Genomic DNA, 23,445 nt, shown 5'->3' with positions numbered 1-23,445 from the left:
CTTGGTAGCTTTGCGGATACATTTACTTTGAAAGTGATGATAACTCGATGGCAAAACGACAATTGAAAATGATATCGGTATTGGTATCAATTAGTATAATCAGTGGCTGTACGGTTATTCCGGGTACACATCTATCAACATCAGGAAAAGATGTTGTTAAACAAGAAGATAGCGACTTCGATATTGATTCTTTGGTTAATGTGTACCCGATGACGCCTAAACTGCTGGATTCGTTACGTACAGCTAAGGTTGTCGCTCAGCCCAATCATCTGCTCGATGCTTCATTACGCTCCTATGAGTATCGTATTGGCGTAGGCGATGTGCTCAATGTGACGGTCTGGGATCATCCTGAGTTGACTACGCCGGCTGGGCAATATCGCAGTGCAAGCGATACGGGCAACTGGGTCCACTCTGATGGCAGTATCTTTTATCCCTACATAGGCAAAGTGAATGTAGTTGGTAAAACAGTGACGCAGATCCGCGATCAGATATCCAACCGTTTAGCGCAATATATTGAAAGCCCGCAGGTTGATGTGAGCATAGCGGCCTTCCGTTCGCAAAAAGCTTATGTTACAGGGGAAGTGAGCAAGTCTGGTCAGCAAGCGATCACCAACGTACCATTAACGGTGATGGATGCAATCAATGCTGCCGGTGGTTTAACCGAGCAGGCTGATTGGCGTAATATTGTCCTGACTCACAACGGAAAAGAACAGCTCATTTCGCTGCAAAAGTTAATGCAAAACGGTGATTTGACTCAAAACCGTCTGCTGTATCCCGGCGATATTCTCTATATCCCGCGGAATGATGAACTGAAGATCTTTGTCATGGGCGAGGTGAAAGCACCAGCGACCCTCAAAATGGATCGCAGTGGTATGACATTGACTGAAGCGTTGGGCAACGCCCAAGGATTGACTCAAAGTACAGCCGATGCAACAGGAGTATTTGTTATTCGACCACTGCACGGCACAGAAGGGAATAAGCTGGCGAATATATATCAGTTAAATATGGCTGATGCGACAGCATTGGTGATGGGTGCCGAATTCAAGTTGCAGCCTTATGATATTGTCTATGTAACAGCAGCGCCGATTGCACGTTGGAACCGTTTGATTTCACAACTGGCACCGACGATTGCTAGCTTCAATGATTTGACTGAAGGTTCACTGCGTGTTCGTAACTGGCCATAGGAATGAATATGTTTGACTCAATTCTGGTTGTCTGCGTCGGCAATATTTGTCGCTCACCAACAGCAGAAAGATTGTTGATTAAATATTTGCCAGAAAAAAAAATAGCGTCTGCAGGGATTTCCGCATTAGCAGGGCGTGAAGCGGATAGTAGTGCTTGCGCCATAGCAGAGAAGAATCTTTTAAGTCTGGATGGGCATGTCGGCAGACAGCTGACCAAGGAAATGTGTCGGGAGTACTCTCTTATTTTGGTCATGGAAAAAGGACATATTGATGCTGTTTGCCAATTAGTACCCGAGGTTCGTGGAAAGACTATGCTTCTGGGACATTGGTTAGGGCAGAAAGAGATCCCGGATCCTTATCGGAAAAGTACTGAGGCATTTGAATTTGTCTACCGCCTTATTGATGAAGCTGCTCAGAAATGGGCACAGGCACTAAATCGTTAACCAGAGATCATAATGACTGATAATACTAAAGCAGGCTTATCTACGGCCAACGATAATGATGAGATTGATTTAAATCGTCTTTTAGGCGTTTTACTTGACCACCGATGGTTAATAACCGGTGTGATCACACTGTTTGCAGTGGTAGGAATTATTTATTCTATTTTTTCCACCCCTGTTTATCAGGCTGATGCCATGGTGCAAGTAGAGCAAAATGCCGGTAATTCAATTCTTAGCGATTTTTCTCAAATGTTGCCGTCAAGCCAACCTGGTTCGGCCACTGAAATTGAACTTATCTCCTCACGAATGGTGATAGGCAAAACGGTAGATGATCTGAATCTTGATATTGCTGTTAATCAGGATTATTTCCCTATGTTTGGCCGAGGTTGGGAAAGATTAAGTGGCAAAGAGCCAAGTGAAATTTCAATCAATCGCTTAAAGGTTCCAGAGTATATGGTTGAGAAACCACTGGAATTGAAAGCCTTGGGTGGAAAACAATATTCTCTAAGCTATGACGGTAACGAGATATTGAAAGGAACTGCCGGCGTTTTAGCGGCCGGTAAAGATATCCAGATATTTGTTTCTGATATAAAAGCAGAACCAGGTACCACCTTTCAGGTGGTTAAGCGACTAAAGCTTAATGTTATCAATGATTTACTAAGAAATTTAACAGCAGAAGATAAAGGCAAGGATACTGGCGTACTGGCCCTGAGTTTGACAGGGGAAAACCAAACGCGAATTCGTGAGGTTTTAGACAGCATCACTAAAAATTACCTGTTGCAAAACGTCGAACGTAAGTCTGAAGAAGCGGGGAAAAGTTTAACGTTCCTTAAAGAACAAATTCCAGATGTTCGTGCGAAGTTAGATGCATCAGAAGATTTACTGAATAAGTATCGTCAAAAGAATGATTCGGTGGATCTTTCACTAGAAACAAAAGCGGTATTGGATTCTATTGTTTCTGTTGAAACGCAACTGAATGAGTCAACGTTTAAAGAGGCTGAAGTTTCAAAGCTTTATACCAAACAGCATCCAGCCTATCGTGCGTTGCTTGAGAAAAGACAGACATTAGAAGACGAAAGAAACAAATTAAATAAGCGCATTGCGACAATGCCGAAGACTCAGCAGGAAATTTTACGTTTGACCCGAGATGTTCAGGTTGAGCAAGAAATTTTCATGCAGTTGTTGAATAAAGAGCAAGAGTTAAGCGTGACCAAAGCGAGCACGGTTGGCAACGTACGTATTATTGACCCGGCGTTGACCCAAATCAATCCTGTACAACCTCGTAAGACACTGATAGTACTGTTAGCGGTCTTCGTGGGGGGACTGCTTTCTGTTGGTTTTGTCCTGCTGAAAACCATGTTGCATAAGGGGATTGATAATCCTGAAGCTCTGGAAGAGCATGGTATAAATGTTTATGCCAGCATTCCTCTTTCCGAATGGCAACAGAAGAAAGACATTGAGATGGCAAATAAACGTGGAAGAAAAATATCTTCTACGGACTCGGTCTCCTTGCTTGCCATAGGTAATCCAGCGGATCTTGCTATCGAAGCCATTCGTAGCCTGCGTACAAGCTTGCATTTCGCCATGATGGAAGCGAATAACAATGTGTTAATGATCTCGGGCGCGAGTCCAAACATTGGTAAAACGTTTGTAAGTATTAACCTGGCGGCCGTAATTGCTCAGACCGGACAGCGCGTATTAGTTATCGATGCAGATATGCGTAAAGGTTACTCCCATATTTTAGTAGGAACTGAGTGGAATAATGGCCTGTCTGATTTCCTTTCAGGAAAAATTACTCAAGAGCAGGCTATTCATCAAACGAAAGTTGAAGGGATGGACTTTATTCCTCGTGGGCAATTACCGCCAAACCCTTCTGAGCTGTTGATGCATTCGCGTCTGGCAGATCTACTCAACTGGGCCGGTGGAAAATACGACTTGATTCTTATCGATACCCCACCAGTATTGGCTGTTACAGACGCATCTATCATTGGGCGATTGGCAGGTACTTCGCTTATGGTAGCGCGCTTTGGTGTGAATACCGTTAAAGAAGTTGATTTCAGTATTCGTCGTTTTGACCAGAATGGCATCAATATCAAGGGTGTTATTTTGAATGCTGTAGAAAAACGAGCCAGCAATTACTATGGTGGCTACGGTTACTACCAATATAGTTATACGAGTGATAAGAAGCAGTAAGCGCAAAGTTCGGGGTGAAAGCTACCAGGCACTGCCTGGTAGCTCTACTTTCAGATACTAAATAAAAGTAGTATACAATGAGCCATACATTAAAAGAGCGAGCCGTATCGGGGATGATATGGAGCATTATCGAACGTTTTCTAGTACAGGGAGTTCAGTTCGGAATCAGTATAGTTTTAGCCCGTATCATATCCCCTTCAGACTTTGGCCTAATTGGCATGGTTGCAGTATTTATCGTTTTATCTGATATAATAATTAATAGTGGGTTCACTCAGGCTCTAATTCAGAAAAAAGATAGAACTCAAACTGATTACTCAACGGTATTCTACTTTAATTTACTTATAAGCATCTTATTATACGCTGTCATCTACTTTATAGCTCCCCTTGTTGCTGATTTCTATAGCGCACCTCCATTGGTTCATATAATTCGAGTTTTGGGCATTAGTATAATAATAAAATCATTATGCTTAGTTCAAACGACAAAATTGGCAATAGACCTGAATTTTAAGTTAAGAACGAAGATAAATTTTTTATCTGTAATTATTAGTGGTTCAATTGCACTGTATCTTGCCAATCACGATTATGGAGCGATGGCACTTGTATATCAAACTTTAATAAACTCCATATGTGTTACTATTTTCATGGCTATCCTATTAAGATGGCGCCCAAATTTTGAGTTCTCATTTGATTCATTAAGCAGACTTTTCGGATTTGGTTCTAAACTTCTGCTTGCAAGCTTTGTACGGACAATTGTAGATAATTGTTATGCGATTTTAATCGGACGTTTCTTCTCCAGTAAAGAAGTCGGTTATTATACGCAAGGCAGAAATATTCCTGATCTTATCTCGGTAAATTTGTTTAATATATTGCAGGGTGTGTTGTTCCCAATATTATCCTCTACCCAAGATGACACTGAACGTCTTATACGTATCTACAAAAAAAGTCTCGATATGACGGCATTCATCGTTATGCCTGCGATGGTAGGGTTTACTTTTTTGGCCGAGCCATTCGTACATTTTTTCCTAACGGATAAATGGTTACCAGCAGTGGTGGTGATCCAGTGGATTTGCTTATCACGAATGATAATTCCTATAAGCGCTCTTAATTGTAGCTTGATTAATGCAGTAGGGCGTTCCGATACTTATTTGAAGGTTGATTTAAGCAAGTTACCTATTACCGTAGGTGCTTTATTGATTACAGCTCCTTTTGGGTTGACTGCTGTAGTCGTCGGTAACTTTATTGTTTCTCTGATTTGTTTCTTCATCAATGCTTACTACCCAGGAAAATGGTATGGGCATGGTGCGTGGCAACAGATTAAAAGTATGCTTCCAATGATGGCAGCGACTCTGATCATGTCGGCAGCACTGTGGTTCATACGGATTGATAACGGCATTTATGAAATAATGGTAAAGGTTGCTGTTGGTGCCATCGTTTATTATTTGGCCAGTATGCTGCTAAAGATTGAATCTTGTTATGAAGTTAACAAAATTATTCTTTCTAAGATAAAGAAAAAGAAAGCATGATGAAGTATCGCCTGAAAAATATTTAAGGAAGGATAATGAAGACGGTTATAATTATAAATGAAGTTTGTTCAGACAATATAGGCGATCATGCGATCAATGAAGGTTTGACTGAACTGGCCAGAATCACAGGATATGAAGCAAAAAGTTACGGATTTGATGCTGAGAAAAAAACGGTCAAACCTAATATTAAAAACGAAAAGTTAACACCAAAAGTGTTTCTAAGAAGGGCTAAAAACTTCCTTTTCAACCGGATACAAATTCTAAAATATCTTCGGTGGTACTTACATAATAGAAAAAGAATAAAAGAAACCTCACAAAGCGATGCTGCGTTGATGATGATTGGGGGCGGGCAACTGATCCAGAGTGGGGGCACTTTTCCTATTGCCATGTATACTTGGGCTAAATATGCCAAGGCTTCAAAGAAACCTTATGTTATTTTAGGAATCGGTTGTGCTGAGAAATTTAGCTATATCGATAAGCTTCTCTATAAATATGCACTGGGTAAGGCTGATGGTGTATATGTACGGGAAAAACGATCAATTGATAAATTGAAGACGTTTTTTGATATCACTCCAGATTACATTCCTGATCTTGCATTTGCGCTTTATGGTAAGAAAGAAAGTGTAGAAAAAAACAGTGTCATAGTTGGTGCGACTGCCTATTATGTTTATTTGAAAAATGTGAAAGAGTTACAGCAAACTGACTTTAAAAGTCAGGAAGAGTACATCAGTGATTGGCGTGAGGTAGTTGAAAAAGAAATAAAAGAATCAGAAAATAGAATAGTGCTTATTTCGACTACCGTAGAAGATGCCGAGCTTAATAAGTTGATTTACCGTGAAGTTATGAAGAAAAACCCAGGTGCTAACGTTGAAATTTGTGAAGCAGTACCGCCATTACCGGTTTATCTGAACTACTTGAATGCCTCACATAAGGTCTATTCAGGACGAATGCATTCGCTTATTCTTGGAAAAATACTGGATAATGAACTTGAGCCATGGTTAATTTCAAAGAAAATTGAATATTTCATGGATGAATATGGTTCGCGGAGTGTTGCAGACATCAACAATGAGCTTGTAGATGTTTTCTCAAAAATCATCAAGCGATTTAATTAAGGAGAGAATTTTGCTTTTATTTGATCTGACGGCAACACAGCCATCACCAGAGTCTAAATTTCATGGTGGTTCTGAGTATGCTAAGCAAATATTCTTTTCAAGTATTGAAAGGGGTCATAAAGACTTTGTCTGCGTTTATGATAAGAGTAAAGATCTTGATAACAAAATAAAGAAAGTTTGCGAAGAAAGTAATATCGAAATGATTGCGGTTGAAAATGATACTGCATTAATTTCGCTAGTTAATTCGAATCGCTTTTCTAAATTTTACTCGGCTTTGCCTTATCATCTCTACGATATCGATACAAGCAATGTTCAGTTTATAATGACAGTACATGGTTTGCGTGAAATTGAATGTAGCTATGATCCTGTTCAGTGGCATTATCGAAGTGGATTATCGTCAAAATTAAAGCTGCTGATAAAACGAGCATTATTTAGGAATAAAGAATGGGATACCTATTATAATCGCTTTGGTCGTCTGCTAAATAAGAATAAAATAAAAATAATTACTGTATCTGAACACAGCAAGTATTCAATGTTATGTTTTTATCCGGCACTGAACAAAGAGGACATATATGTCTCGCCAGCGCCTTGTCCTTTTGGCAAGGAGAACCCGGAGTTAGCGAAAGAATACGCAAATTTAGCACAGTACAGCCGTCAGTTTTTCTTATTGGTTAGTGCTAACCGTTGGATGAAAAATAACTATCGTGCAATAAAGGCGCTAGATAACTTTTACAATAAGAACCCAGGATGTGAATTAAAAACGATAGTGTTGGGTAAAAAAGATCCGCATCCAGGAATTAAGAATATTGAGAAGTTTATTTTTATCGACTATGTGGATTATGAGTCATTAGACTGGTTCTATAAAAATGCTTATGCGTTCATTTACCCTAGTCTCAATGAAGGTTATGGCTATCCGCCATTGCAAGCGATGCATTATGGAACTCCAGTGATAGCGGCAGCAGTATCAAGTATTCCTGAAGTATGCAAAGATAATGTTATCTATTTTAACCCTACTAATATAAATGAAATTGAAAATAGAATATCTCAAATTTTTCATAATGAAGCCCTGTATAATAGGCTTTCATCATCTGGCCAAAAGAATGCATTTGAAGTAAGTAATGTCCAGAATGAAAAATGGGATAAACTCCTGGATGTAATTTTTAACAGTAATGAAAATTGATTGATTAGCTGAGGGAATCGTGAAAAAAATTCTTTTTATTATGCCTATTCTTGGGCGGTCTGGCGCAGATAGAGTTATTTTTACATTGTTAAATAATATAGACAGATCACGGTTCCAGCCACATCTTCTTCTTTATAAAAATGACAATGAAAAAAATGTCCTGGTTAAGGAATTGGAAAGTGATGTTGTTGTTGAATATTTGAACATTACAGGCAGGGCGCGCTATGCATTACCTAAAATTGTTTTTGGAATTAAAAAAACCTGTAAAAGGCATGATATAGACACTATATTTATTAGTTCGGGAACCTCGAACGCAACATTGTCTCCTTTCCTTTCGTACTTCGGGAAGCATATAAAAAAGATTGCTCGAGAGTCAAACTTACCCAGTCTATTTGAAAAAAACTTTATCGCAAAATTTTTATATAAAACATGCTATAAAAGTTATGATGTTATCATTGCACAGAGTGATGATATGGTTAATGATTTAGTGACAAAAATGAATGTGCCTGAGGGTAAAATAGTAAAAATCAATAACCCACTTGATTACAAACGTATTAAGTCAATGAGTGTACTGCCATCAGAGCATAATTTCCCCTCTGACCGAGTTAACTTGCTCACTATTGGGCGGTTAACTTATCAGAAAGGGTACGATCAACTGTTAAAGTCATTTAGTTCACTTTCAAAAGACAAGTATCATTTAACAATTGTAGGTGAAGGAGAAGATGAGGCAATACTGAAAACTACCTGTTCTGAATTAGGACTTGAGAATAGCGTAACTTTCATTCCTGCAACAGATAATCCTTATGCACTGCTAAAAAAATGTGATGTGTTTATATCCAGCTCACGTTGGGAAGGATATCCCAATGTGGTCATTGAGGCAATTACATGTGGTACCCCTGTTCTGGCGAATGCTTATCCAGGGGGGATTAACGAAATTATTAATGATAATAACGGTATAATCTGTGATATTACCGGCGATATAGAGACAAGCTTAAATAAAGTTCTTAAAATTGAGAATGTTTTCATTGATCAAAGTGTTATTGATGGCATTTTGCGGAAATATGAAACCATTCTATAAGGCACTTATTTTTCAGCATTGTGAGAAGTATAGTTAACTCAGGAAAGTACGCTATGTCTTTTATTTCCTTTGTGTGCGGAGTTATGTATGAAACGATTTACTGTTCTTGATAGTTTTCGTGGCATATGCGCACTGTGTGTTGTATTTCACCACTTTAATATTACTGGAAGTATGACGGAATGGAGCTTGTTCCGTAATGCGACTTATATGGTGGAGTTTTTCTTTGTCTTGAGTGGCTTTGTTCTAACTCATGCATATAGCAAGCGTGAATTTGACTGGAATAAAATGAGGTCGTTTGCAGTCTCTCGTACATTCCGGCTTTTCCCTTTGCATGTTTTTATGCTGATAGTGTTTATTTTACTTGAATTAATAAAACTTATAGCACAATCAAAAGGGGTAGACTTTAATAAGCCTGCATTTACCGGTGTCAACGCACCAATACAAATACTTCCAAATTTACTTTTACTTCAAGCATGGCTACCGTCAGCGGCAACGCTGTCGTTTAATTACCCATCCTGGAGTATTAGCATTGAATATTACCTATATGTTATATTTGCACTTCTAATGTTTTCACTGCGTAAGGCTAGTAAAACTATAGTGCTGGCATTTTTCGCTATTTCAACCATTGCTTTTCTTGCATTAGTTTTCCCCATTACGACATCAGTAAAGGTTGAAGCACTTAACGGACTATCATGTTTTTTTGGTGGTGCGGTTACTTACTTTATTTATAAACGATTCCAACCCACAAAATTGAATCCATTACTCTTTTCTCTCCTTGAAATTGTAATGTTGCTGCTCTGTTATTTTTCAGTAACTATGCAATATGATTTTAAGAACGTTGCAACCAGTATGATATTTTGTATGACTATTTATGTCTTTTCTTTTGAGGCAGGTATAGTTTCTTCGTTGCTGGCTAAAGCCTTCTTTGAATTTTTCGGGAAAATTTCTTTCTCTATTTATATGACTCATGCAGCAGTTATTTTTATAGCGATAAGTATCGCGATGGCGTATGAGAAATTTTTCGGTAAAGAGTTGACTTACTCCATTACAACAAAATCACAGAGCACACTAAGATATATGGATCTTGGTTCAGGATTTTATAATAATGCACTGGCGCTGATAATTGTATCCATTGTTATTGCTGTTTCCTATTTCACCTATAGGGTAATAGAGGTAAGATCAATCTCTGCGGGGAAAAGATTTTCCAAGAAAGAAACTAATGATTACATTTTAAAATCTAAACCCGATGGTAAACTTTAGCCTTCGTATGGACTACACCTTATGGCTTATACAATGAGATTATTTCAACTTAAGAATATACCTGTAAGTTTTCTTTTGTTTTTTCTCACACTTTGTTTCTTTTCTGGTGTTATTGGCATTGCCTCGGCAATGCTGGGCATGCCTGTTTTAAAGGTGTGGAAGGAAGCTCTGATCGTTATTCTTTTCTTTATAGCATTGTTTTTTTCAAAAGGAAAAGTAAGTAGCAAGATAATTATCCCAACGACGATTCTTCTGTTGATTGGGGCTTTTTCTATTTACTCCATGCTGGATATTCTTGCATCACATACCTTCATAATACTGTATCAGCTTAAATTCGATATTATACCTGTGATGTTTATTGTCGCAGTTCTTATAATTTTTTCTAAGATGAGCAAAGAAGAACTACTGGCTTTTAGCATCAAATTTGTAAAAATGACCCTGTTTTTAGGTGCGCTAAATGCCATCGCTGTTATTCTTCAGCAGTTATTCCCCGATTCATTTATGGGGTTATTGGGCCTGGACGCTGGCCAATGGGGAAGTGATGCTGGTGTTCGCCTTAACTCAACGGAGGGGAACATTCGTGCAATTGGTTTGCAGCTTTCATTTACGATGTCTGGTGTCTTGATGTTGTTCTGTATGATTTTGTCTGTTGAGTGCAGTCATTTCATTAAAAGTAAAACTATAAAAATATTTCTTTTTGCTTTATTCCTGGTCGCGATTTTTTGCACTACTTATAAAACAGCTATCATTGGTGTGGTTGTGTATTTCTTGGTTAAATTTTTTGAGAAATTCCTTCCTTCAATCTCAAAGGTATCTATATTTATTATTGGTACCATTCTGGTTTTGTTTTTTGTTTACTCAACACATGATTATTCAGTTTATGACAGCGTTCGTGTCTACAACCAAACGGCAGCCTATAACTCCATTTACCTTAGGGTACTAGAGCACCATAAAATAATAGCCTCACTGGATTCACTAGAGAAGGTTCTCTTCGGTGCTGGATTAGGTATCAATGGTACTTTTGGTTTGGATAAATCAGAATATGGTATAAATGCAATTGCCACAGATAGTGCGTATATTTATTTGGTTAGTAACTATGGATATGTAGGGTTCTTCACTTATTTATTCCTTCTTATTTACATTCAGATAAAGCTATTTGTGATAAAGGACTGTGACGTTTTTGGTGCTAGGCATTTGATATTCTTTACGTTGTCAATTGAGTTATTTTACAACCTGGGATTAGGAAATTTCCCCAATAATATATTTTTGGTGGTTTTTGTTGCGATACCTTTTGTGCTAAAGAAAAAAGGTTGTACAAGGGAAGATATTGCCGCTTATAGCTATAGATAATAGTTTTTATAAAATATAGAGAGAGGTTATGATTTATATCAACGCAAGATTTCTTACGCAAGATGTGACAGGTGTGCAACGATTTGCTGAACAAATCTGCATCGAATTAGTGCGATTGAGAGATGACGTTATTCTCTTGGCCCCTAAGGATATAAAACGATCTTCACTACCGGCCAGTTTTAATATTCAAACTATCGGCGAGAAAAGCGGTCATTACTGGGAGCAAGTTGAGTTACCGAAGTATTTAAAATCCATAGATTCGCCATTGTTAGTGAATTTGTGTAGCACTGCTCCTGTTTTTTATAAAAACCAAATAGTTACACACCATGATGTCACCTATAAGCGATATAAAAAAAGCTTCTCATTGAAATTCAGGATGCTCTATTCACTACTTATCCCTATGATGTTGAAGAGTAGTAAAGCATTGATCACAGTTAGTGAGTTCTCGAAATCAGAAATATTACAGTATTTTAATTATAATCCTGAAAATATCCATATTATTTACAATGCCGTAGGAAGTGAGTTCGTTAATTATCCTAAAAACAATAATAACTCGGAGAAATATTTTCTCGCTGTCTCATCACCAAATTTCCATAAGAATTTTCATGGTATGCTTGATGCGTATAATCTATTGAAAAGCAGGACTGGAAGTGATGTGAAATTGAAAGTTATTGGTAAGTCGGCATCCAGTTTTGCGACCCAGGATTTTTCTAAAAACACGCAGGATGAAGATGTGACTTTCTTAGGTAGAGTTGATGACAATCAGTTAATATCACTTTATCAGAATGCGACCGCATTCGTATTCCCCTCTTTCTATGAAGGGTTTGGGATACCGCCCCTTGAAGCACAGGCATGTGGATGTCCGGTGATTTCTTCCAATAAAGCCTCAATGCCTGAGGTATTGCGTAATAGTGTTCTTTATTTCGATCCATATAATGTTTCCGAAATGGCAAGTATGATGGAGAAGATTATATCTGATTCATCTCTGAGAGATACTCTGGTGATTGCGGGCCTTGAAAATGTGAAAGATTACTCATGGAAGGTTTCGGCACAGAAAGTTAACTCCATCATTGAAACTACTACTGCATCGAGGACCTAAAATATTATGAAGGTTCTTCATGCAGCAGAAACGATTAAGGGGGGAGTTGCAACTGTTATGCGACAGATAGCCTTGGCGAGTGTTGCTAGTTCTGAGATAACCGAACTTCATTGCCTTGTCCCTGAAAATCAAAAGAATGAAATTAGCGCTTTACCGACTGAAAATGTAGTCACCTTCAAAAGGACAGGAAGAAACCTGGGTTCTTTTTTATCGTTTACGCTTCAGTTTATCTCCAATATTATCAAATATAAGCCTGAATTAATTCATCTTCACAGTACTTTTGCCGGTGTCTTAGGACGTATAGTCTTAATTTTACTTTATCCAATTTATCGTCCCAAGATTATTTATTGCCCTCATGCCTTTTCTTTTCTAATGGAGGGTAATAAATTAAAGAAAATGGTCTATAAAACCATTGAGCGTGCGCTACTCCCTATAACGGATGCCGTAATCTGCGTCAGTGAGTTTGAACGAAATGCTGCAATAGAAAATGGTTTAAACGAAAAAAAACTCAGCGTTGTATATAACGGTGTTCCTGTCGTTGATGTGAATGAGACGTTTACAAATCCTTATGATAATAATGTTATTAATTTATTGTTCGTAGGTCGCTTCGACTATCAGAAAGGGTTCGATATTTTATCTTCGATGATTGAGACATTAAAGGGAAAACCCTATCACCTGACGGTGGTTGGTGGTGCTGTCCATGGCGCGGAAGTTTATCCAGATTTGCCACAAACTACTTATACGGGATGGTTATCATCCACTGAGATTGCCCCCTATTTTTCTCATGCTGACGTTTTGATTGTTCCTAGTCGCTGGGAAGGTTTTGCGATGGTTTCACTTGAAGCCATGAGCTATGGCATACCCATCGTTTCCAGTAATTGCACGTCGTTTCCTGAAATGATTTTCCCTGGTGTAAATGGCTATATGTTCGAGTTATCGTCACCTGAAACATTGCCAGAAATTGTTGACGGTGTATCAAAAGAAGGTTGGGCATTGATGGGGGAAAATGCCAGATCTATTTTTATGGATAAATTCATCTCTGAGCGAATGGTAGATGGAACGTTTAATGTCTATAAGAAAGCTTAAGCTGACAGCTTACGGATGTGCTGCATTGCAACATTTGTAACGTTATTTAGTTGCATGAGTTCTTATGTTTATATTATGGATATTAGCTAATACAGGACTCTATTGAATTCAATTTCATTGGATATTGAATGGGGTTGGATGGTTTCGTCATTTATTTGGCATGGTAAAAATTATGGCAAAAGAACAAAAGTACCGTAGTAGTGGAGTAGCAAAACTAGCTCTTGCGTTCTCCGATGTGTTTTTTTTCAATCTAGCGGTATATATAACTTATTTATTATTAGATAATTTTTTTGGCGGTTTGGAAAAGTTTGTACCGGAAGACCAATTTAATATCAGATTGTTAGTCCAATTTATTTTATCAGTGATTTGTATGGTATGGTTTTGGGTGCGTCTACGCCATTATACCTACCGGAAACCTTTTTGGTTTGAACTGAAAGAAGTGGTACGAACATTATTGATTTTTGCACTTCTTGATCTTGCACTGGTTGCTTTTTCAAAATGGAATTTCTCACGTTATGTATGGTTGATTTCATGGATGTTAATTATCTTTTTAATCCCATTAGGCCGATCGTTAACAAAGAGATTACTTGATAAGTTTGGTTATTGGAAAAAGCATACAATCATTATTGGTTCTCGAAAAAATGCGTTCGAAGCCTATGCTGCTCTACAAAGTGAGGCAATACTTGGGTTTGAAGTCTGCGCTTTTGTATGCACCGATGACCCGTGTGAAACAAACTACTTTGGGGTTCCTGTAATCAACTCTGAAGAAGAGCTTTGGGCTGCTGTTGATATAGAGACAACGCAGTTTATCGTGGCATTAGAGTTTGAGCAGCATGCGTTGCGTGATCGTTGGTTAAAGGATCTTGCCAAACACAATTGTCGTTCAGTATCAGTTATACCGACACTTCGTGGTGTGCCGCTCTATGGCACTGATATGTCGTTTATCTTCAGCCATGAGGTCATGATACTGCGTGTAAGTAATAACTTGGCAAAACGGTCATCACGTATTATCAAACGCACATTCGATATTTTTGGCTCTTTATCGATCATGTTAATGCTTTCGCCAGTATTAATGTTCCTGGCCTTTATGGTTTCCAGAGATGGAGGAAAGCCAATTTATGGCCATGAAAGGGTAGGTCACAATGGCAAGAAGTTTAAATGTCTAAAGTTCCGATCTATGGTGATGAATTCTAAAGAAGTTCTTGAAGAGTTATTGAAAAATGATCCGGAGGCTCTGGCCGAGTGGAACCGCGATTTTAAGCTCAAGAACGATCCTCGCATCACAAAAATCGGCGCTTTTATTCGTAAGACTAGCCTGGATGAACTCCCACAGCTATGGAATGTTTTTATTGGTGAAATGAGTCTGGTTGGGCCGCGTCCGGTAATTGAGGATGAGCTAGAGCGTTATGCAGGTGATGTTGACTATTACTATATGGCAAAACCGGGAATGACAGGTCTCTGGCAGGTTAGTGGCCGAAATGATATTGATTACGACACTCGTGTTTATTTCGATGCCTGGTATGTCAAAAACTGGGCTTTATGGAATGACATCGCTATTCTGTTTAAAACAATATCTGTAGTGCTAAAAAGAGATGGGGCCTATTAACGTTATTTTCTGATATCCAAATGGCCTTTAAAAACCTGCTTGCTTTCGTTAGCAAGCAGGTTTTTTTATTCCAGGAACGAGAAGAGCAAAACGGGATGTTTAGGGTTGATTGCTCATTTTCAAGACAGGAGTGCTACTGTCAGCGTTGATAGGAGTATTACCTTGAATCAGTAATGGCGTCACTTTAGTGGGCTGTTGTGATAATGAGAAACTTTTTAGCTTATTCATAACTCCGCTCTCAGCTTGAGACGGTTTATTGCTCCAGGTAATGGTTGCTCTCTCAGTGCCTTTTTTCAGCACGACTATGTTGTCACCGTTCTCTGATTGTTTATAGTTAACTACCTGGTAGTTATTGGCAATTGCGGCTATTTTCTTTAAGTTATCGGCAGCAGGTTTTGCAACCAAATTTTGTGCTATAAATCCAAAGCGGTGTTCGCGATTGTTTGGATTTGCGCCATCATCAATCAGATCATACCACCAGATCCCTTTAATATAGTCCCTGGATTTCGCCAATAGGGTATATTTTATAACATTCTGTGCAGCCAAATCACCAGATATTCCACCATCGCCGATATGTGTTGGAAAACCCATTTCAGTAATGTAAATAGGCACAGTACGCCCGACCTTAGCCTTTAGTTTATTTTCGAAGACATCGATACCCGCCAGATTACCCTCAGGTTTTCGCATTTCCTTATCAGGGTTACGATAGGAATATGGATGGACAGATATACCATCAACATATTGCATCATTCCCATGTCAAGCAACTTATCCAGCCAGGCATTATCCTTATCCTTTAATGGATTAAGCGAGCCGGTCATCACGATTGCTTCTGGATCTGCTTTTTTTACAGCCAATGCGGTTTTCTTGACCAACTCAAAAAAAACTTCTTCAGAAGGGGGTTTTTTATTACCTCTGACCCCCGTTCCAACCAACCATTCATTCCATACTTCGTAATATTTCACTTTGCCTTTAAATCTTTTTGCCGTCCAGTAAGCGTAATTAGCAAACGCATCGATCGCGGCCTCACTGGAAGGATAACCATTTTTATCATACAAAGGATTGGTATAAGCCAATACCAACATAGAACTTAGGCCGAAGCTCTGTTCGCTTGTAGCAAACACTGAATCAACTTTCCCTAAATTGCCAATCAATGAATACTTTCCTACAGGGCCTTCTACCTGCGCCCATGGATAATCTTCACGTATGGAGGTAAAACCATATTCTTTTGCCAATTTTAAATAATAATCCCCAGAATTTGGATAATGCCGCACATGCATGTTTATACCCACTTCAAATGCATGGGAATAGGTGATTGGCATGAAAATAATCGCGGCAGAAAGCATTTTTAGAATTGCATTTCGGCAGTTGAAATTTTTCATAATGTACCCTTTTTGACTAATTTATCGGAGTTTTAAACTGTAAATTTAGTGGTTTATGGTTTTTTATATCAATCATTTTTGTAGGTAAATTCAGTGACTTAGGTAATAGTGGCGACTTTCTCTCTTTATGTATATAGGATTAATGGTAATTTTATATCTTATCTCTTTGTTTTTTTTGTCATAACCATTAAGTTTTGTGTGAAATCATTACGTTGTTTACTATTTTTTAATTCAATTCCCATCCATTTTCTTCAGGCCCCTTGCCTTGACAAAACTCGTTTCATTTCCTTTTATTTAAGTGCAGTAAAGTTTCTTATTCTTTATTACCGCTAAGTCTGGCATCTACGTTATGTCGGTTTGCGACGTAATATTTTGATTGTAAAAATCATGCATCCAAGGGGGATGTTATGGCTTCTCTAGTTTCGCAATATGAATCCGCAGCAATCTATTATGCTGTTCTGGGCAAGAACGCATCTACATCCGCTATTGATTACTTTGCACAGCAATTGCAGTTGGGAAATAAAACCGATTTGCAATTTATCAATGGATTACTAGCATCCGCTGATGGGATCGCCCGTTTTGGGACAAAAACGCCAACAGAAATTCTACAAACAATTTATACAAACATTCATGGTGTTGCAGCTTCCTCCGGCGTTATTGCTGACCTGCTGGGGACCGGGGATAGCATAGGGACAATAGTCCATGGTTTGATTGATGATTTGACGGGATATTTAGGCTCAGACAGCGCAACCTTGACGCAGCAGAGTTACTTTGATGCCAAAATCAAATCAGCTTTATTCCCTTCGTCTAGTGCGGGTTCTGCCGGTACCGGAGCTTCAGATGTTGCAGCTATTTATCATGTTCTTGGTGCAGGCCTATCAACTTCAGGCCTCAACTATTGGGGGGGCGCGCTGAATGCCGGCACCACGACCATCGATAAGGTTGCTCAAGCATTCGTTAACGATCGTTCCTACCTCACTTCTTTAAGTAATGAGGATTTTGTTGCACGTATTTTCCAGTATGGATTTGAACGTGCGCCAAGCTCTGCGGAAGCTTCCAGCTATTTAGCCTTGCTTAACGGTGGTGCGACCCGCGGAAGTGTTGTGGTTGATATCATTGAAGCATTGCGCGGAGGCGTGGCGCCAACAGATGCTACAGCCCAGTCTCACTTTAATGCTATCACCAGTGTTTATACGCCAGGTCAATTACCTGCGCTGAATATACAAGAACAAGTTGCTGCAATTTATCTGGGTGTTCCTGGACGTGGCATTGATGCCCAGGCGTTGGATACTTGGGGTAAGATTTTTGCCTCAGGCAGCCTAACCTCTACAGCACTGACTGCAAAACTGCTGGGGTCAACTGAATTCCAGCAAAAAGGTGGCCAGCTGTCAGGCGATGCTTTTATTCAACATGTTTACACTCTGGTACATGGTGTTGCAGCGACTACGGCACAATTAGCTGCCTATAGCGCTCTAGGCAGTGATAAGTCAGTTATTACTCAGGCAATTATCAACGATCTGCGCACTTCAATCGCAACCGATGCCGCTACTGTTACTCAACAGCACGGGTTTGAATTCGATATCGGCACCAGCTTGCTGTACAAAACAGCAGCTTCACTCACAGCAACCGCCGCTGGCGGCAATGCCACCGGCACGGTTAACACCGGTTCTTCACACCAGATCAGTAATGCTGAAACCGCCGTACTGCAAAACGTGTTGTTAAACGCCAACGCGGCCAGTGTCGTTAACCTGAAGTTCGCCGATCACCTGGCGAACCTGACCATTAACGGCACCAGTGCAGCAACGGTTAACCTGTCTGACAATGGCGTTAACCCGGGCGTAGGCATTACCGTCAACAACGGCAATGTCATTTTGAACGCCAGCTCGGGTGCGGATGCAGTGGTTGTTACTTCAACGGCTAATATTGCCACCGGCACCGGTCAGTTTAACCTTGGTGCAGGTAACGACAGCCTGGCGTGGGCGGGTAATGGGGTATCAAACGGCGCTAACACGGTAGCGACCACCATTAAAGCCGATGGCGGGGCAGGTATTGACTCGATCTCCGCCAACTTTATCACCAAGTCTGTTGTGACTAACCAAAACGCCCTGGGCATTCGTAGCAGCGTTGTCACCAGTAATGCTAATAACTTCTCGAATTTCGAGAAGATTGATCTGACTGGATTTATCGGCAAATCTGTTGGCACCCTGATTACCACGCCATTGATCGGTTCACCGACCACTACCAGCGTAACCACACCGACGCACGTCTTTGATTTTGGTTTAACCAACGGGACGGCGACAGTTGAAGGGACTACTGGGGGCACGGTAACTCAAGGCGCAGCAGCAACTAACCTGGGCTCTCAAGGTTTTGTGATCTCTGGCTTAACCAATGCCAGTGTCATTAACGCTGCGGGCGGCAACGCTGCACAACTGGAAGTGAAGGGCGATGCAACATCTGCCAGCACCTTGGGCTTCACTTTCGTTCAAAATGCTACCGACCACTTCAATATCAATTTTGATGCTGTAAGTTCTTCAAACGTTAATGCTGGCGCTATCAGCCTGACCAGTAGCAGCAGTGCTTTGTTGGGTACGGCACTGGGTACGGTGAATATTGCCTCTGGTGGTACGGGGTCGTTTAGCAATATCGTCTCATTGGCTGGTACCAACGCGCAGGTTCAGAACATAAACGTTACAGGTGATCATGTTCTGGATTTAACGCTGGGCAACGGCTTCAGTAATGTGCGTGATGTTAATGCATCCACCAATACTGCTGGCTTGAACCTGGATTCAAACCATGCCGGTACCGGTGACGGTATTATCGTTCAACTGCTGAATATCCTGCCGTTGAGTGTCGTGACTACTGGGCTGTTGGCTCCGGTACTTACCGCTCTGGGTCTGAACGGTTATCAACTGACTGTCGAAGGGACCGGCGCGGCTGACAGCTTCAACGTCCTGGGTAACACAACCCTGGCCGGTGGCAACGGTGTGAATACCTATGAGCTGAAGTCCAGTACCACTCAGGCCGGTGTTACCATTACCGACTTTGACAGCACCAAAGACAAGATCGTTGATGCAGCCTCTGCTTTGACCATCTCCGGTAATACCAGCGGCACCGCGGTGGCGGATTACGGCACTCGTGCTTCTGATACTCTGGATGCGCTGCTGGGTACTCTGGTTGGCGGGCTGACCAACGGCGTTATTGGCCTGTTGGGCGGTATCCTCGGTCTCGGTAGCAGCAACGCACTGACGGCTAAAGTGGGTGTGGCGTCAGTGGTGTTTGGCGGTACTGGCGATAATGCCAGCTCTTATGTGATTATTGATAACAACAATAACCACACGCTGGATACTAGCGACAGCGTTGTTTACCTGACAGGGCAAAACCATCAGCAACTGCTGGATACTCTGCATTACGCATAAGGTAAGCTCTGTAGGTTAATAGTTTCCATTGAAACTGTTATTGGTTAAATAATACGGGGAGGTCAAACTTCCCGTATTTTTTTATTTTGTGATCGGCGTCATTATCTCTAGCTTATTCCTTTCTGCATAATTCCCTCATATTTCACCATGTCTTTCATCTTGTTGTTTTCCTTGCGTTTCGAGGAAGTGACCTCCAGGCTTTTTTTTGCGTATTACCTTGCTGATATGGCCGTTCCCTATCTATAGTTAAAAAAAGTATCTGCAGTCTCGAGCATGTTTGGGGAGGCTTCTTTCGGATTTTCTTTATTTTTGTTTTTTTTAGGAATTTCCTTAGAAGAAATCAATGCGGATTGGACTGACAGTGCACATGATGTAAGGGCAGAATGTGAATCAATTTATACCGCGCAATGAAATTGCGGATGTTATACGGACACGCAGTAAAGTTTTTTGGACCGTTGGCATATTCACCGCATTTATTAACTTGTTAATGCTTGTTCCTTCAATCTATATGCTCCAGGTTTATGACCGGGTGCTTCCTTCGCGCAATGAAATCACCTTACTGATGCTGACGCTGATTATGCTGGGAATGTTCGGCATGATGGCGCTGCTGGAGTATGTGCGCAGCATGGTGGTGATCCGTATCGGTAGCCAATTGGATATGCGTTTGAATACGCGGGTTTATACGGCAGCGTACGAATCTAACCTTAAGAATGGTTCTTCCGATGCAGGGCAGATGCTGGGTGATTTGACTACCGTACGGCAGTTCCTGACCGGCAGCGCACTGTTTGCTTTCTTCGATGCGCCCTGGTTCCCGATTTACCTGCTGGTGATTTTCCTGTTCAACCCGTGGTTGGGTTTGTTTGCTCTGGTTGGCTCATTGCTGCTGGTTGCGTTGGCGGTGGTCAACGAAATGGTTTCCAAGCAACCCTTGGGCGAAGCGAGCAAGTTATCGATCATGTCCAGCAGCCTGGCAAGTACCAATTTGCGCAATGCTGAAGTGATCGAAGCATTGGGCATGCTGCCTAATCTAAAACGACGTTGGTTTGGATTGCATCAGAGATTTCTCAATAGCCAGCGTGTTGCCAGCGAGCGCGCGACTACCGTCAGTTCCATCACCAAATTTGTTCGTCTCTCTCTGCAGTCATTGGTCTTGGGGTTAGGGGGATGGTTGGCGATTGATGGGCATATCACCCCCGGCATGATGATCGCGGGCTCTATTTTGATGGGGCGTACTCTGGCGCCCATCGAGCAGGTGATTAACGTCTGGAAAAGCTGGAGCTCAGCCAAACTGTCCTATCAGCGTTTGGTCAAACTGCTTGATAAGCATCCTCCGCGCGGAATGGGGATGTCGCTTCCCCGTCCTGAAGGGATCATCTCGGTCGAAGGCGTCACCGCCACCCCACCGGGATCAAAAGCCGATGCGGTGTTGCACAATGTCAGCTTTGCTATTCAACCGGGCGACGTGCTGGGGATTATCGGGCCAAGCGCTTCCGGTAAGTCTACGCTGGCGCGTTTACTGGTCGGTATCTGGCCAGTCAGTGAAGGCATTGTGCGTCTTGATAATGCTGATATCTACCAGTGGAATAAAGATGAGCTGGGGCCGTACATTGGCTACCTGCCGCAGGATATCGAACTCTTTGCCGGCACCATCGCTGAAAACATCGCTCGCTTTAACGATATCGACTCCGAGAAAGTTATTGAAGCCGCCAAGCTGGCCGGGGTGCATGAACTGATCCTGCGCTTCCCTAATGGTTACGACTCGATCATCGGTAACGGCGGGGCAGGGTTATCCGGCGGACAGAAGCAGCGAATTGGCCTGGCGCGTGCGCTGTATGGCGATCCATCTCTGATCGTGTTGGACGAGCCTAACTCCAATTTGGATGACGCCGGTGAGAAAGCGCTGAATCAGGCCATTTTGTTCCTCAAGCAGCGTAATAAAACGGTGATTCTGATTACTCATCGCACCAACCTGCTGTCGATGACCACCAAGCTGCTGCTGTTAGTCAACGGTAGCGTCAATGCGTTTGGCCCAACGCAGCAGGTTCTGCAAGCCCTGGCCAATGCGCAAAAAGCGCAGACTCCACAGCAAGCCGTGCGTGCGGTCAATTCCGAGCCGGACGAAGGCAATATCCCAAAAACTCAAATTAATTAAGCCGTGAACTTGCCGGGCGGGGCCACAGCGCCGCCTGCAGTCGAAGGAGTTGGTATGTCTACGCACATTGGCGAGCCGCAAGACTCGTATTCAGAAGAGATCCCACAAGACGAGCGGCGTTTTACCCGCATGGGATGGTTGGTGGTGGGGCTTGGCCTGTTTGGTTTTTTCGCCTGGGCTGCATTTGCACCTTTGGATAAAGGGGTTGCTTCGCCAGGCTCGGTGATTGTTTCCGGCAACCGCAAGACCGTGCAGGCGCCGGCTAGCGGCATCATTAAAAGCATCACCGTAAAAGAAGGCGACAGGGTTAAAGCCGGTGAAGTATTGGTGCAACTCAGTCAGGTACAGGCGCAGGCGCAGGTTGATTCTCTGCGCGATCAATACTACACCACCCTGGCCACCGAAGGCCGCCTGCTGGCTGAACGTGATGGTTTAAGCAAAGTGACTTTCTCGCCGGTCTTCGAACAACTTCAGGCTCAGCCGCGGGTTGCCGAGATCATCGCGCTGCAAACCCAGCTCTTCTCCTCGCGCCGTCAGGGGCTGCAAAGCGAAGTCGACGGTTATAAACAGTCGATGGACGGTATGCGCTTCCAGTTAAAAGGCCTGCAGGATTCCAGGGTCAATAAACAGATCCAGCTTTCCAGCCTGCGTGAGCAGATGAACAGCATGAAACAACTGGCTGCCGACGGCTATTTACCGCGTAACCGTTATCTTGAAGTACAGCGCCAGTTTGCGGAAGTTAACAGCAGCATCGATGAAACCGTCGGGCGGATCGGCCAAGTACAAAAACAGCTGCAGGAATCTCAGCAGCGGATCGATCAGCGTTTTGCCGACTACCAGCGCGAGGTCAGAACTCAACTGGCGCAAACGCAGATGGACGCCAGCGAATTCAGAAACAAGCTGGAAATGGCGAATTTTGATCTCGGCAACACCGCTATCACCTCGCCGGTGGATGGCACCGTAGTCGGATTGAATATCTTTACTCAGGGGGGCGTCGTGGGAGCGGGTGACCACCTGATGGACGTTGTACCCAGTCAGGCTACGCTGGTGGTGGATTCCCGCCTGAAGGTAGAGCTGATTGACAAGGTGTACAACGGGTTGCCGGTGGATTTGATGTTTACCGCTTTCAACCAGAATAAAACCCCGAAAATTCCGGGGACGGTGACGTTGGTTTCTGCCGACCGCTTGGTTGACAAGGCCAATGGCGAACCCTACTACCAAATGCAGGTCACGGTATCTCCAGAAGGCATGAAAATGCTGGGTGGGGAGGATGTTAAGCCGGGTATGCCTGTTGAGGTGTTCGTGAAGACAGGGTCACGCTCACTGCTGAGCTATTTGTTTAAACCTATTTTGGATCGCGCTCATACTTCATTAACCGAGGAATAA

The 23,445-nt window shown here is 41.9% G+C and carries 16 protein-coding genes; 15 read left to right on the top strand and 1 reads right to left on the bottom strand.

What is annotated here, in order from left to right; genetic code table 11:
- The first annotated feature begins 47 nt into the window (after positions 1 to 47).
- The 12 genes from ACMGG1_RS16380 to wbaP all read left to right on the top strand — a co-directional run bounded on the left by ACMGG1_RS16380 (position 48) and on the right by wbaP (position 15,111).
- Positions 48 to 1,184, top strand: a complete 1,137-nt coding sequence (locus tag ACMGG1_RS16380) for a polysaccharide export protein (RefSeq protein WP_044549349.1) — start codon at positions 48 to 50, stop codon at positions 1,182 to 1,184.
- Positions 1,185 to 1,192: 8 nt separating this feature from the next.
- Positions 1,193 to 1,627, top strand: coding sequence for a protein tyrosine phosphatase (locus ACMGG1_RS16375; RefSeq protein ID WP_414160859.1), 435 nt, complete (start codon positions 1,193 to 1,195; stop codon positions 1,625 to 1,627).
- A gap of 12 nt (positions 1,628 to 1,639) precedes the next feature.
- The gene (gene wzc, locus ACMGG1_RS16370; protein ID WP_044549354.1) at positions 1,640 to 3,817 is read left to right on the top strand and encodes a tyrosine-protein kinase Wzc; all 2,178 of its coding nucleotides are present in this window, start codon (positions 1,640 to 1,642) and stop codon (positions 3,815 to 3,817) included.
- A 77-nt stretch (positions 3,818 to 3,894) separates the two neighbouring features.
- Complete coding sequence (locus tag ACMGG1_RS16365; RefSeq protein ID WP_044549356.1) at positions 3,895 to 5,340, top strand: lipopolysaccharide biosynthesis protein; 1,446 nt, start codon at positions 3,895 to 3,897, stop codon at positions 5,338 to 5,340.
- A 35-nt stretch (positions 5,341 to 5,375) separates the two neighbouring features.
- A complete protein-coding gene (locus ACMGG1_RS16360) occupies positions 5,376 to 6,452 on the top strand; it encodes a polysaccharide pyruvyl transferase family protein (protein ID WP_259216707.1) in 1,077 nt (358 codons plus the stop codon).
- Positions 6,418 to 7,632 (top strand): glycosyltransferase, encoded by a 1,215-nt coding sequence (locus ACMGG1_RS16355; RefSeq protein WP_259216708.1) that lies wholly within the window; start codon positions 6,418 to 6,420, stop codon positions 7,630 to 7,632. Before ACMGG1_RS16360 ends, ACMGG1_RS16355 begins: the two co-directional genes overlap by 35 nt.
- 19 nt (positions 7,633 to 7,651) lie before the next feature.
- Positions 7,652 to 8,710 carry a glycosyltransferase gene (locus ACMGG1_RS16350; RefSeq protein WP_240504838.1) on the top strand — a complete coding sequence of 353 codons (1,059 nt, stop codon included), beginning with the start codon at positions 7,652 to 7,654 and terminating at the stop codon, positions 8,708 to 8,710.
- Positions 8,711 to 8,797: 87 nt separating this feature from the next.
- A complete protein-coding gene (locus tag ACMGG1_RS16345) occupies positions 8,798 to 9,970 on the top strand; it encodes an acyltransferase family protein (RefSeq protein ID WP_259216709.1) in 1,173 nt (390 codons plus the stop codon).
- 21 nt (positions 9,971 to 9,991) lie between these two features.
- Complete coding sequence (locus ACMGG1_RS16340; protein WP_259216710.1) at positions 9,992 to 11,320, top strand: hypothetical protein; 1,329 nt, start codon at positions 9,992 to 9,994, stop codon at positions 11,318 to 11,320.
- Between the two features lie 28 nt (positions 11,321 to 11,348).
- Entirely contained in the window at positions 11,349 to 12,419 is a 1,071-nt protein-coding gene (locus ACMGG1_RS16335; RefSeq protein WP_259216711.1) for a glycosyltransferase family 4 protein, read from the top strand.
- A gap of 6 nt (positions 12,420 to 12,425) precedes the next feature.
- Positions 12,426 to 13,505, top strand: coding sequence for a glycosyltransferase (locus ACMGG1_RS16330; RefSeq protein ID WP_128864044.1), 1,080 nt, complete (start codon positions 12,426 to 12,428; stop codon positions 13,503 to 13,505).
- Between the two features lie 172 nt (positions 13,506 to 13,677).
- Positions 13,678 to 15,111, top strand: a complete 1,434-nt coding sequence (wbaP, locus tag ACMGG1_RS16325; protein WP_044552857.1) for an undecaprenyl-phosphate galactose phosphotransferase WbaP — start codon at positions 13,678 to 13,680, stop codon at positions 15,109 to 15,111.
- A 99-nt stretch (positions 15,112 to 15,210) separates the two neighbouring features.
- Here the strand turns inward: wbaP and ACMGG1_RS16320 are convergent, their stop codons facing one another.
- A complete protein-coding gene (locus tag ACMGG1_RS16320; RefSeq protein ID WP_048823785.1) occupies positions 15,211 to 16,491 on the bottom strand; it encodes a cellulase family glycosylhydrolase in 1,281 nt (426 codons plus the stop codon).
- A gap of 407 nt (positions 16,492 to 16,898) precedes the next feature.
- Between ACMGG1_RS16320 and ACMGG1_RS16315 the strand changes: the two genes are divergently transcribed.
- The 3 genes from ACMGG1_RS16315 to ACMGG1_RS16305 all read left to right on the top strand — a co-directional run bounded on the left by ACMGG1_RS16315 (position 16,899) and on the right by ACMGG1_RS16305 (position 23,445).
- Positions 16,899 to 19,907: a beta strand repeat-containing protein gene (locus tag ACMGG1_RS16315; RefSeq protein WP_128864045.1), complete on the top strand. Its 3,009-nt coding sequence runs from the start codon at positions 16,899 to 16,901 to the stop codon at positions 19,905 to 19,907.
- A 385-nt stretch (positions 19,908 to 20,292) separates the two neighbouring features.
- Positions 20,293 to 22,059, top strand: coding sequence for a type I secretion system permease/ATPase (locus tag ACMGG1_RS16310; protein ID WP_020826025.1), 1,767 nt, complete (start codon positions 20,293 to 20,295; stop codon positions 22,057 to 22,059).
- Positions 22,060 to 22,113: 54 nt separating this feature from the next.
- Positions 22,114 to 23,445, top strand: a complete 1,332-nt coding sequence (locus ACMGG1_RS16305) for an HlyD family type I secretion periplasmic adaptor subunit (protein WP_020826026.1) — start codon at positions 22,114 to 22,116, stop codon at positions 23,443 to 23,445.

The sequence above is a fragment of the Serratia sp. BNK-12 genome, assembly GCF_047456085.1.
GTDB classification, from domain to species: domain Bacteria; phylum Pseudomonadota; class Gammaproteobacteria; order Enterobacterales; family Enterobacteriaceae; genus Serratia; species Serratia liquefaciens.
The sequence above is the reverse complement of the archived record's forward strand: the minus strand, read 5'-3'. Positions and strand labels throughout refer to the sequence as shown.